The sequence below is a fragment of the Flavobacterium sp. LC2016-12 genome (genome assembly GCF_015351595.1).
In the GTDB taxonomy this organism is placed as follows: Bacteria; Bacteroidota; Bacteroidia; order Flavobacteriales; family Flavobacteriaceae; genus Flavobacterium.
This window is the reverse complement of the sequence record NZ_JADKPT010000010.1, coordinates 1-12817: the sequence shown is the minus strand read 5'-3', so window position 1 is coordinate 12817 and position 12817 is coordinate 1. Positions and strand designations below refer to the sequence as shown.

Below are 12817 nucleotides of genomic sequence, written 5' to 3'. Positions count from 1 at the left end.
AGTTCAAAGGGAAACAACCTGAAACTTGAAACAAATTTAAACCTGAAACAAAATTACAAGAATGGAAGTTTTAAAAATAGCAACAGCAGGAAGTGTAGATGACGGAAAAAGTACTTTGATTGGAAGATTATTATACGATACAAAATCCTTGACTACAGATAAAATCGAAGCAATCGAAAAAAGCAGTAAACAAAAAGGGTACGATTATCTTGATTTTTCTTTGGCAACTGACGGATTAGTAGCAGAGAGAGAACAAGGGATTACAATTGACGTTGCACACATTTATTTTTCGACTGCAAAGAAAAGTTACATTATTGCCGATACTCCGGGTCACGTAGAATATACCAGAAACATGGTTACAGGAGCTTCTACTTCTCAGGTTTCTATCATTTTAATTGATGCCAGAAAAGGCGTAATTGAGCAAACGTACCGTCACTTTTTTATCAATAATTTATTGAGAGTAAAAGAAGTAATTGTTGCGATTAATAAAATGGATTTAGTTGATTATTCTGAAGAAGTTTACAATAAAATCAAAGCCGATTTTCAGGCATTAAATGCAAAAAGTACTTTCAAAGAACAAAATGTAAGTTACATTCCGTTAAGCGCAATCAACGGTGGAAACGTAGTGGATCAATCTAAAGATATGCCTTGGTATACAGGTCAAACGGTTTTAGAACATTTAGAAGGATTGCATTCTTCAGATGTTTTTGAAGCAGGAAAAGCGCGTTTTCCGGTTCAAACGGTTATTCGTCCAAAAACAGAAGAATATCACGATTTTAGAGGTTACGCTGGAAAATTATACGGAAACTCTATTAAAGTTGGAGATGCTGTCACAGTTCTTCCTTCTTTAACCGAATCAAAAGTTACTAAAATACATTTTTTCGATAAAACATTTGATGAAGCCGTTGCAGGTTCATCTATCACAATCGAATTAGAAAATGATATCAATGTGACAAGAGGCGATATGATTGTAAAGTCATCAGAGCTTCCAAAAATTGAAAAAGAAATCAATACAACGGTTTGTTGGATGGACAGCAAAAAATTGGTTGCAGGTACAAAATATATCGTACAACACAACACAAATTCAGTTTTAGCAAAAGTAGAAAGTATTAAAAATACAATCTCAACTGACTATTCAGGAACCAAAGAAGCATCGCAATTGGCGATCAACGAAATTGGAGAAGTAACCATCAAATTAAGCAAGCCTTTATATTTTGATGCCTATAACGATAATAAATCAAACGGAGCCTTCATCTTAATTGATACGGCAACAAACACAACAGCAGGAGTAGGATTCATTCGCTAGTTGATAGTTGATGGTTTTTAGTTGATAGTTATTCTGCCAGCAAACCAACAACCAACAACTGACAACCAACAACTAAAGAGAAATGGAAAGTTTTAGAACAGAAATAGAAAATCCGATAGTTCAGAAAGAGATTATCGATTTAGAAAAAAAGATTCATTTATTCCGTGGAGGAAAAATTGATGATGAGCGTTTTCGTAGTCTTCGTTTAGCACGTGGAATTTACGGACAACGCCAGGAAGGCGTTCAAATGATTCGTATTAAATTACCTTACGGTAAAGTAACCAGCGAACAATTGGTACGTATTACTAAAGTTTCTGATGAATATTCTACAGGACGTTTGCACATTACAACGCGTCAGGATATTCAGATTCACTATGTGAGTTTAGACAGAACTCCGGAACTTTGGGCAAATTTGGCTAAAGATGATGTGACCTTGCGTGAAGCTTGTGGAAACACTGTCCGTAATATTACAGGAAGTGAATTAGCTGGTGTAGACGTAAACGAACCATTTGATGTTTCGCCTTACGCACACGCTTTGTTTCAATATTTATTAAGAAACCCGATTTGTCAGGAAATGGGACGTAAATTCAAAATTTCGTTCTCATCATCTGATGAAGATACCGCTTTGAGTTATTTACACGATTTAGGATTTATTCCAAAAATCGTTGACGGACAACGTGGATTCAAAATCATGTTTGGTGGAGGTTTAGGATCTCAGCCAGCACATGCTGAATTACTTTCAGAATTTGTACCGGCAAACGAAATCATCCCGACAGCAGAAGGAATCATCCGTATTTTTGACAGATACGGAGAACGTGCAAAAAGAATGAAAGCGCGTATGAAATTCTTAATCAAAGAAATGGGAAGAGATGTTTTTCTTGATTTGGTTGAAAAAGAGAAAAAAGCAATCGCTTTTGAAACATACGAAATTGATACAACCGCTTTTGACGGACCAATTGCAGAGCCTTTATTAGAGGTTCCGCAAGTTACAATTGAAGATACCAAAGCTTATGAAGCGTGGAAAAAATCAAATGTAATTGCTCAAAAACAAGCCGGTTATTACGCGATTGGAATCAAAGTTTTATTGGGAGATTTTTATACTGATAAAGCCAGATTATTAGCCGCTTTAATTAAAAATTACGCTGCAAATGAATTACGTTTTTCATTGCGTCAAAATATTGTAATACGTCACGTAAAAGAAGAGAATCTTCCTTTCTTTTATCAGGAATTAGCCAAATTAGACTTTGTTCATTTGGGTTATAATTCTACTGTAGATATTACGGCATGTCCTGGTACTGATACTTGCAACTTGGGGATTGCAAGTAGTACCGGTATTGCAGAAGAATTAGAAAGAGTAATAAATGCTGAATATCCGCAGTATTTAAATAACCGTGAAATCGAAATTAAAATTTCTGGTTGTATGAATGCTTGTGGCCAACACAATATGTCGGCAATTGGTTTTCAGGGAATGTCTATTAATTCTGGAAAATTAGTAGCTCCGGCTTTGCAGGTATTATTAGGTGGAGGAAGATTAGGAAACGGAGAAGGACGTTTTGCTGATAAAGTAATCAAAATTCCAAGTAGAAGAGGTCCGGATGCATTGCGTACGATCTTAAATGATTTTGACAAAAATGCAAATGGAGAAAAATTCCTAAACTATTACGATCAAAAAGGAGAAAAATATTTCTATGAAATTTTGAAACCTTTCGCAGATGTAACCAATTTAACAGAAGCTGATTTTGTGGACTGGGGTAACGCTGACAACTATGTAAAAGCAGTTGGAGTTGGAGAATGTGCTGGTGTTGTGATCGATTTAGTGGCGACTTTATTATTAGAAGCAAAAGATAAATTGACTTTCGCACAAGAATCTTTCGACGAAGGAAAATGGTCAGATGCTATTTATCACGCTTACGCAGGATTTGTAAATGGAGCTAAAGCTTTATTGCTTTCAGAAAATGAGAAAACAAACAATCATGCAGGAATTGTTGATTTGTTTGATAACGTTTTCATCGTAACAGGTAAAATCGAATTGGCAACATCATTCAAAGAATTAGTGTATCAAATCAATCAAAATGATCCTTCAGAAGCTTTTGCAAAACAATACATTCAGGAAGGAATTGCATTTTTTGATACAATTGAAAAATACAGAGCTCAGGAATTAGCAAATGCTTAATACAATGAAACCCAAAGTAACTTTAGTCGGTGCAGGTCCCGGCGATCCGGATTTGCTTACGCTGAAAGGCGCAAAAGCATTGGCTGAAGCGAATGTGGTTTTGTATGATGCATTGGCCAATGTAGAAATACTAGCTTACGCACCCAAAAATGCAATTAGAATTTTTGTTGGTAAAAAAATTGGGAATCACGCTTATACGCAAGATCAGATCAATCAATTAATTGTTGACAATGCTTTGACTTACGGACATGTAGTTCGGTTAAAAGGCGGGGATCCGTTTATTTTTGGGCGTGGAAGCGAAGAAGTAGAATTTATTGAAAGCTTCGGAATCGAGACGGCTGTCGTTCCTGGAATTTCTTCGGTAGTAGCAGTTCCTGCAAGTCTGGGAATTTCGATTACAAAAAGAGGTGTTTCAGAAAGTTTCTGGGCGATTACAGGCACAACTTCTGACAGAAAATTATCTGCAGATGTAGCTTTGGCCGCACAGTCATCCGCAACAGTTGTAATTTTGATGGGAATGCACAAATTGCCTCAAATTATCGATTTGTTTCAAAAAGAAGCCAAAGGAGATTTGCCCGTAGCGATCATTCAAAACGGAACAACTTCAGAAGAAAAAGTAGGAGTTGGAACAGTAAATTCAATTTTAGAAATTGTAAAAGAGAAGCAACTGAGTTCGCCAGCAATTATTGTTCTCGGAGAAGTTGTCAGAGAAAGTAACAAATTAAAAGGCTTTTACGAAGAATTTTTGTCGAAAGAAATTACAAGATAAAGTTCCGAAGAGAAACATAGCGTCAGGTTTCAACCTGATGGACACAATGTGAACACGTGACATAATAAAATCCCGGAGGGATGAACAATATTGTAGCGTCGGGTTTCAACCCGATGTACGCCCGGCAAATAAACGTTCAAATTTCAATCTGGTGTACACATGGTTATAACATTGGATTTTAAAACCAATGCTGTTAAAAATAAATCATCTAATTTTGATTAGTTGAAAATAAATTAAAATGGAACAGAATGAATTATATCCAATATTCCTAAAGCTTCACAATCTGAATGTGTTGATTGTGGGTGGAGGAAATGTCGGATTAGAGAAGCTTTCTTTTTTGCTAAAGTCAAGTCCAAATGCAAATGTTGAGGTCGTAGCGCCCGACTTTCATTTAGAAATTAAAGTTTTAGCCGAAAATCATCCTTCAATTAAATTGACGGAAGCGAAGTTCAAAAAGAAAATGCTCAAAAAACGCCATATGGTAATCGCTTGTACGGATGATTTAAAAGTCAACAAAAGAGTATACGATTTGTCCCGAAAGCGTTATTTGATTTGCAATATCGCCGATACGCCAGATTTATGTGATTATTATTTAGGAGGAATCGTGACAAAAGGAAATGTAAAAATCGCCATTTCGACTAACGGAAAATCGCCAACAACAGCTAAAAGATTGCGTGAGTTTTTCGAAGAGGTAATTCCCGAAGACATAAACCAAATGGTAGAAAATCTGAACGAATACAGGAAAACTTTAAAAGGCGATTTTGAAGAAAAGGTTAAAAGAATGAACGAAATTACATCTTCCCTTAAAAATAAAGAGTAGCACACAAGAGAAATGAATAATGATAAAAATCATTGATTAAAGAATAATTTATTCGTTTCTTTGTATTATTAAGAATGATTATAAACAACAACCATAATGATTAAAACAGATATACTTATAATTGGAGCAGGCCCTACAGGTTTATTTGCCGTTTTCGAGGCAGGACTATTGAAATTAAAATGTCATATTTTAGATGCTTTACCACAAGCAGGAGGACAACTTTCAGAATTGTATCCAAAGAAGCCTATTTATGATATCCCTGGTTTCCCGGAAGTTTTAGCAGGAGATTTAATTGATAACTTACAAGAACAAATTAAGCAGTTTGAGCCAGGTTATACATTAGGAGAAAGAGCTGAAACAATCGACAAGCAAGAAGACGGAAGTTTCATTGTAACCTCAAATAAAGGAACTAAATTTCACGCGCCGGTTATCGCTATCGCAGGAGGTTTAGGAAGTTTTGAGCCACGCAAGCCACTTATTGAAGATATCGAGTTTTACGAAGATAAAGGAGTAAAATACTTCATCAAAAATCCAGAGAAATTCAGAGATAAAAGAGTTGTAATTGCAGGAGGAGGAGATTCAGCTTTAGACTGGAGTATTTTCTTGGCAAACGTAGCTTCAGAAGTAACTTTAATTCACAGAAGAAACGAATTTAGAGGAGCTTTAGATTCTGTAGAGAAAGTACAGGAACTAAAAACAGCTGGAAAAATCAAATTAATTACACCTGCAGAAGTTATCGGAATCAACGGTGCTGAGCATGTTGAATCGTTAGATATCGAAGAAAACGGTGCACACCGTAAAATCGAATGTGACTATTTCATACCGCTTTTTGGATTAACACCAAAATTAGGTCCAATTGGAGACTGGGGATTAGATATCGAGAAAAATGCAATTAAAGTAAACAACGCCTTAGATTACCAGACCAATATTCCGGGAATCTTTGCCATTGGAGACGTAAACACATATCCAGGAAAATTAAAATTGATTCTTTGTGGTTTCCACGAAGCAACTTTAATGTGCCAGGCCGCATACCAAATTATTAATCCAGGTAAAAAATACGTATTGAAATATACCACAGTTTCTGGAGTAGACGGTTTTGACGGAACACGTAAAGAAGCACCGAAAGCAGTTGTGAAGGCGATAGTCTAAGTTACTAAGATTCTGAGATGCTAGACTCTAAGATTTTATATAAAAAGCTCAAACTAAAAGTTTGAGTTTTTTTTTATAAAGCATATAAAACATAGCCAGTGGTTTCAACCACTGGAACGCAATGCATACACACATCGCATTACCGCAACATATAGACACAACGTATAATCAATGTACATGATCACAACACAAACGAATTATCACAATACGTTCCCCGTGGTTGAAACCGCGGGCTATATTTGAAAAACAAAAGCCAAACTTAGCACCTTATTATCTTAGCATCTCAGTACCTTCAAAAAAAACCTTAGAACCTCAGAATCTTAGCCCCTCAGAACCTTCAAAAAAAAACTTGCAATTCGCAACCCTATTTCATACCTTTGCACCGTTCCTAAATTTATTGAAAGTTATCACGAAAGGCGGAGGGATAGACCCGATGAAACCTTAGCAACCCTTTATCATAAAGAAGGTGCTAAATTCTACTTTACACTAGTTCATAGTATTAAAGATAGATAACACAAATACATAAAGTATTTCCTCAACTTTTCCTGACAACCTTACAATATTATTTTACTGAATTCACAGTTTAATGAGCGAATTATTGGCGCATTTATGCCAACATCGTTCCCGCTGTCCACAATATCTTTTATCCGCCGCGGCGGATAAAAGGATATTTGCTCCCATCGGGGCTAATTAGATAGCAGTAGTGAATTCTTGGGATCAATGTGAATCAAACCACGTATCCTAACAGGTTTTCAAAACCTGTTAGGTATGAAGATAATAAAAATTAAAAAAAGCTTAGTGTCTTAGCGCCTTCGTGGCAAAAGACAAAAAAAATGGCAATAACAATTCAGGAAGCAATTAAAAAAAATATCCTAATCCTTGATGGAGCAATGGGAACAATGTTGCAACGCTATAATTTCTCAGAAGAAGATTTCAGAGGAGAGCGTTTCAAAGATTTTCCGCATCCGTTAAAAGGAAACAACGATTTACTATCCATAACACAACCACAAGCGATCCGCGATGTTCACGCCGCGTATTTTGATGCAGGCGCAGACATTGTAGAAACCAATACTTTTTCAGGAACTACAATCGGTATGGCCGACTATTTCCTGGAAGATTTAGTTTACGAATTAAACTACGAATCGGCTAAAATTGCGCGTCAGGTAGCAGATGAATTCACAGCTAAAAACCCAGACAAACCACGTTTCGTTGCCGGTTCAATCGGACCGACAAACAGAACGGCAAGTATGTCTCCAGACGTAAACGATCCGGGTTACAGAGCCGTAACATTTGATGATTTGCGTATCGCATATAAACAACAAGTGGAAGCTTTAATGGATGGCGGATGTGATTTACTTTTGGTAGAAACTATTTTCGATACTTTAAATGCAAAAGCAGCACTTTTCGCAATCGAAGAAGTAAAAGACGAACGTAATCTTGATATTCCAATCATGGTTTCAGGAACGATTACCGATGCTTCAGGAAGAACACTTTCTGGACAAACCGTTGAAGCTTTCCTTATTTCAGTGTCACATATTCCGTTATTAAGTGTTGGATTCAATTGCGCTCTTGGAGCCGATTTATTAAAACCGTATTTAAAAACATTATCACAGCATACACAGTTCAACGTTTCAGCACATCCAAATGCGGGATTACCAAACGCATTCGGACAATATGATGAAACACCAGAACAAACTCAGGCCTTAATCAAAGAATATTTAGACGATAATTTAATCAACATCATCGGCGGTTGTTGCGGAACAACTCCGGATCATATTCGATTAATTGCTGAGGTGGCGAAGGATTATAAGCCTAGAGTGGCGCCGGTATTGGCATAATAATTTTCATTTTCTACAAGGTTTCTAAAACCATGTAGGTATAAATTTAGTAGTTGGTTCTAAAGTTTAAACTATTTAATGGAAAAAGCAGAGCATATAGTGTATTCAGAAAACGGAGAAGTTTTTAACGCATTTTTAAACTCTAATTGGTATGATACCATGAGTCCCTATATGTATTGTGTTTCAGAATTAAAAAGTATTAAAAGCAAGATTGATAATAACGAAAAATTCAAAATAGAAAGTAATGGTAAAATATATCATATTACGACCAATTTAGAATTTAAGAACTGGATAGAAAAGGTGTTTTATGGAGGGTTTGAGAAACATGTTTTTACTGATTAAAAGTTAATAACAAACTTGTAAGGTTTTGAAAACTTTAAAGGAAGTATAGAGTGAAAATCTCTTTAAAAAAGTTCCGGAGGAACGAAATGTTGGTAGCAACGGAATTTATTCCGTTGAAAATGATAAACGACACAAAACAAGAGTTCCGTAGGAACGAAATATAAAAATTGGTTCAAAGATTTGAAAAATTTATTTCAAAAACGGCAATTGAAATCGTGAAAATATAAATCATCTTTTGAAACTGAGTTTGCGTGAGGGATAGAAGTGGATAGCCCACAGCCTGACGAAGGAAGTGCGAGGACTAGGAACGGATAGCCCGGCCCTTGGGACACGCCCAAAATAAGATTATTAAAAACGAATATACCTACAAGGTTTTGTCCCGAAGCTTCGGGATTGCAGGAAAGAAAACAAAGAATAAAAAAACTCAGAATCTAAGCAACTTAGAATCTTAGTAACTTAAAAAGAAAATGGCAGAAAAAAGAAGAGACCTTGTATTAGCAGGATTAGAACCGTTGATTATTACGCCCGAAAGTGTTTTTGTAAACGTTGGGGAGCGTACGAATGTAACGGGTTCACGAAAATTCCTTCGCTTAATCAAGGAAGAGAAATATGACGAGGCGCTTGATATTGCAAGACAACAAGTAGAAGGTGGAGCACAAATCATCGATATTAATATGGATGAAGGAATGCTTGATGGTGTTCAGGCGATGACAAAATTCCTGAATTTAATTGCATCAGAACCGGATATTTCGAGAGTGCCGATTATGATTGACAGTTCGAAATGGGAAATCATCGAAGCGGGTCTTAAAGTAGTACAGGGAAAAAGTGTTGTCAACTCGATTTCGTTGAAAGAAGGCGAAGAAGCCTTTATTCATCACGCCAAATTAATTAAACGTTACGGAGCTGCGGCTATTATTATGGCTTTTGACGAAGTAGGTCAGGCCGATAATTACGATCGACGAGTTGAAATTTGTCAGCGTTCGTATGATATTTTGGTTAACAAAGTTGGTTTTCCTCCACAGGATATCATTTTCGATTTAAATATTTTTCCCGTTGCAACCGGAATGGAAGAACATCGCTTGAATGCTTTGGACTTTTTTAGAGGTACAAAATGGGTTCGAGATAACTTGCCTCATGCGCATATCAGTGGTGGAGTAAGTAACGTTTCGTTTTCTTTTAGAGGAAATGACACGGTTCGTGAAGCGATGCACTCGGTGTTTTTATACCATGCGATCAAGAACGGAATGACAATGGGAATTGTGAATCCGGAGATGCTTTCGATTTATGATGATATCCCGAAAGACTTATTAGAACACGTTGAAGACGTAATCTTGAACAGACGTGATGATGCAACTGAAAGACTTTTGGATTTTGCTGAGAACGTAAAAGGCGAAGTAAAATCAGATGAAAAAGCGATTCAGGAATGGCGTTTAGGAACGGTTCAGGAAAGAATTACGCATTCATTGGTAAAAGGAGTTGATGCTTTTATTGAAGAAGATGTTGAAGAAGCTCGTTTGGCAGCAACTAAACCAATTGAAGTTATCGAAATCAATTTGATGACCGGAATGAATGTGGTTGGAGATTTATTCGGAAGCGGAAAAATGTTCTTGCCTCAGGTGGTAAAATCAGCGCGTGTAATGAAAAAAGCCGTTGCTTATTTATTGCCTTATATCGAAGCAAGCAAACAAGCCGGAGACAAACAAGGAAATGGAAAAATATTGATGGCGACCGTAAAAGGGGACGTTCACGATATTGGTAAAAATATTGTTTCGGTGGTTTTGGCTTGTAACAATTACGAGATTGTAGATCTTGGTGTTATGGTGCCTCCGGAAAAAATTATTGCGGCTGCGATTGAACATAATGTTGATATTATTGGACTAAGCGGACTGATCACACCTTCGCTTGACGAAATGGTTTATCTGGCCAAAGAATTAGACAAACAAGGAATTAAAATTCCGATTATGATTGGTGGTGCAACCACTTCGCGCGCGCATACCGCCGTGAAAATCGCGCCACAATATAGAGAAACTGTAATTCACGTAAACGATGCTTCGCGCGCCGTGACTGTTGCAGGAAATTTATTGGATCATAACCGTAAAATATATGCGAGCGATATTCGTGCAGAATACGATTCGTTTAGAGAAACGTTTTTGAATCGTTCGAGAGATAAAAACTTCTTAAGCATTGAAGATGCGCGTAAAAATAAAATGCAGTTAGACTGGAGCGAATACACTCCAACAAAACCAAAATTTATTGGTAAACAGACAGTTGAAGTTGATCTGGATGTTTTGGTTCCGTATATCGACTGGACGCCATTTTTTCAAACTTGGGAATTGCACGGAAAATATCCTGCGATTTTAACGGATGAGGTTGTGGGTAAAGAAGCAACTTCTCTTTTTGCAGATGCTCAGGCGATGTTGAAAGTAATTTTGGCTGAGAAAAAACTACAAGCAAAAGGTATTTACGGCATTTTTCCTGCGAATCAGGTTGATGATGACGATATCGAATTGCGTGATGAAAACGGAAAAGTTTTGGAGAAATTCTTAACGCTTCGTCAGCAATCACAAAAGACAAAAGGCGCGCCGAATATTGCATTGTCTGATTTTATTCTGCCAAAAGAAAGCGGAATAGAGGATTATATTGGAGCTTTTTGTGTGACAACCGGTTTTGGTGTAGACGAATGGGCAGCTGAATTTGAGAAGGATTTGGATGATTATAATTCGATTATGGTTAAGGCATTAGCAGATCGTTTTGCTGAGGCTTTCGCCGAATATCTTCACGAAAGAGTTCGTAAAGATTTCTGGGGTTATGATGCAGAAGAATCTTTAACAAACGAAGAGTTGATTAAAGAAAATTATAAAGGAATTCGTCCAGCTCCGGGTTATCCGGCTTGTCCGGATCACTTGGAAAAACCGACAATTTGGAAGCTTTTAAATGTAGCCGAAGAAATTGGAGTAACACTGACCGAAAGCATGGCGATGTGGCCAGCCTCATCGGTTTCCGGATATTATTTCGGAAATCCAAAAAGCAGGTATTTCGGACTTGGAAAAATAAAAGAAGATCAGGTGGTCGATTACGCGAAGCGACGCAGCGTCTCAACTGAATATGCAAGCAAATGGTTAAACCCTAATATAGCAGATTAAGAAAGTTTTATTTGTTTCAGGTTTCAAGTTTCAGGTTCTCTAAAGCAACGTGAAACTTGAAACCTGAAACTTGAAACAAAATAAGATTATTTGATTATGTTTTTTGATTCAGATTTTTTACACAAATAACTCAAAACTCATAATTCATAACTCATAACTTAAATAATGAAAGTAACAGAACATATAGAAAACGCCAAAGGAAATACCTTATTCTCATTTGAACTTATTCCGCCTCAAAAAGGGAAAAGTATTCAGGAATTATACGATAATATTGATCCGTTAATGGAGTTTAAGCCACCGTTTATTGATGTAACGACTTCTCGTGAAGAGTATATTTATATTGATAAAGGAAACGGACTTTTAGATAAAAAATTGACTCGTATGCGTCCGGGAACACTTGGAATTTGCGCTTCTATAAAACACAAATACAATGTTGATACTGTTCCGCATTTGCTTTGCGGAGGTTTCACTCAGGAAGAAACAGAATACATGTTGGTTGATTGTCAATATTTGGGAATCAACAATGTAATGGCACTTCGTGGAGACGCGATGAAAGACGAACAATCTTTTGTTCCTAAAGCTGGAGGGAACAGCTTTGCTATAGATTTAGTTCGCCAAATCAACGATTTAAATTGCGGAAAATACCTTCATGAAGTTATGGATGCCGACAATAAAGCTGATTTTTGTATTGGTGTTGCGGGATATCCGGAGAAACATTTAGAATCCCCATCTTTACAATCAGATTTAAAGCGATTGAAAGAAAAAGTAGATGCAGGTGCTGATTATGTGGTGACACAAATGTTTTTTGACAATGCTAAATATTTTGAATTTGTAGCAAAAGCAAGAGAAATAGGTATCACAATTCCGATTATCCCTGGAATTAAGCCAATTGCAGTTCAAAGACATTTACAGATTTTGCCACAGATTTTCAGAATCGATTTACCAGAAGATTTAATCGATGCTGTCGATAAATGTAAAAATAATGGTGAAATCAAACAAGTCGGAATCGAGTGGGCTATTCAGCAATCTCTTGAACTAAAAGCGGCGGGAGTTCCGGTTTTGCACTATTATTCAATGGGTAAATCTGAGAATATTCGCCAGATCGCGAGTCAGATTTTTTAAGAGTTTTTTTGCTTAAATATACTGTAATAACTCACAGTATGTCATTCCGAGGGACGAGGAATCCCCGTAAGTAGCTCGACAATGATTGTCGAATTGCTTTGTAGAGTTTCTCGCGGGGATTGCTTCGCCAATTCGCTATCGCTCGGGTCCTCGTC

The 12817-nt window shown here is 36.8% G+C and carries 9 protein-coding genes and 1 riboswitch; all 9 genes read left to right on the top strand.

Translation table 11 applies throughout. The features are described 5' to 3' along the window. Nucleotides 1–61: 61 nt before the first annotated feature. Nucleotides 62–1306 carry a sulfate adenylyltransferase subunit 1 gene (locus IRZ99_RS15390; RefSeq protein WP_194658113.1) on the top strand — a complete coding sequence of 415 codons (1245 nt, stop codon included), beginning with the start codon at nt 62–64 and terminating at the stop codon, nt 1304–1306. Nucleotides 1307–1388: 82 nt separating this feature from the next. Then, nucleotides 1389–3479 (top strand): HEPN domain-containing protein, encoded by a 2091-nt coding sequence (locus IRZ99_RS15385; protein ID WP_194658112.1) that lies wholly within the window; start codon nt 1389–1391, stop codon nt 3477–3479. Next, nucleotides 3472–4248: a uroporphyrinogen-III C-methyltransferase gene (gene cobA, locus IRZ99_RS15380; RefSeq protein WP_194658111.1), complete on the top strand. Its 777-nt coding sequence runs from the start codon at nt 3472–3474 to the stop codon at nt 4246–4248. The genes IRZ99_RS15385 and cobA overlap by 8 nt, the downstream gene beginning before the upstream one ends. Before the next feature lie 238 nt (nt 4249–4486). Continuing rightward, complete coding sequence (locus IRZ99_RS15375) at nt 4487–5068, top strand: bifunctional precorrin-2 dehydrogenase/sirohydrochlorin ferrochelatase (RefSeq protein WP_194658110.1); 582 nt, start codon at nt 4487–4489, stop codon at nt 5066–5068. A gap of 96 nt (nt 5069–5164) precedes the next feature. Further along, nucleotides 5165–6217, top strand: coding sequence for an NAD(P)/FAD-dependent oxidoreductase (locus IRZ99_RS15370; RefSeq protein WP_194658109.1), 1053 nt, complete (start codon nt 5165–5167; stop codon nt 6215–6217). Nucleotides 6218–6618: 401 nt separating this feature from the next. Beyond that, nucleotides 6619–6733, top strand: a riboswitch (SAM riboswitch). A 317-nt stretch (nt 6734–7050) separates the two neighbouring features. Beyond that, complete coding sequence (locus IRZ99_RS15365; RefSeq protein ID WP_121322505.1) at nt 7051–8055, top strand: homocysteine S-methyltransferase family protein; 1005 nt, start codon at nt 7051–7053, stop codon at nt 8053–8055. A 78-nt stretch (nt 8056–8133) separates the two neighbouring features. After that, complete coding sequence (locus tag IRZ99_RS15360) at nt 8134–8397, top strand: hypothetical protein (RefSeq protein ID WP_194658108.1); 264 nt, start codon at nt 8134–8136, stop codon at nt 8395–8397. 467 nt (nt 8398–8864) lie between these two features. Then, entirely contained in the window at nt 8865–11540 is a 2676-nt protein-coding gene (gene metH / locus IRZ99_RS15355) for a methionine synthase (RefSeq protein ID WP_194658107.1), read from the top strand. Nucleotides 11541–11705: 165 nt separating this feature from the next. Continuing rightward, nucleotides 11706–12662, top strand: a complete 957-nt coding sequence (metF, locus tag IRZ99_RS15350; protein WP_194658106.1) for a methylenetetrahydrofolate reductase [NAD(P)H] — start codon at nt 11706–11708, stop codon at nt 12660–12662. The last annotated feature ends 155 nt before the right edge of the window (nt 12663–12817 follow it).

Bases quoted from the DNA above. Each gene is read 5' to 3' on its own strand.
- IRZ99_RS15390 (WP_194658113.1), top strand. From the start codon at position 62: ATGGAAGTTTTAAAAATAGCAACAGCAGGAAGTGTAGATGACGGAAAA.
- IRZ99_RS15385 (WP_194658112.1), top strand. From the start codon at position 1,389: ATGGAAAGTTTTAGAACAGAAATAGAAAATCCGATAGTTCAGAAAGAG.
- cobA (WP_194658111.1), top strand. From the start codon at position 3,472: ATGCTTAATACAATGAAACCCAAAGTAACTTTAGTCGGTGCAGGTCCC.
- IRZ99_RS15375 (WP_194658110.1), top strand. From the start codon at position 4,487: ATGGAACAGAATGAATTATATCCAATATTCCTAAAGCTTCACAATCTG.
- IRZ99_RS15370 (WP_194658109.1), top strand. From the start codon at position 5,165: ATGATTAAAACAGATATACTTATAATTGGAGCAGGCCCTACAGGTTTA.
- IRZ99_RS15365 (WP_121322505.1), top strand. From the start codon at position 7,051: ATGGCAATAACAATTCAGGAAGCAATTAAAAAAAATATCCTAATCCTT.
- IRZ99_RS15360 (WP_194658108.1), top strand. From the start codon at position 8,134: ATGGAAAAAGCAGAGCATATAGTGTATTCAGAAAACGGAGAAGTTTTT.
- metH (WP_194658107.1), top strand. From the start codon at position 8,865: ATGGCAGAAAAAAGAAGAGACCTTGTATTAGCAGGATTAGAACCGTTG.
- metF (WP_194658106.1), top strand. From the start codon at position 11,706: ATGAAAGTAACAGAACATATAGAAAACGCCAAAGGAAATACCTTATTC.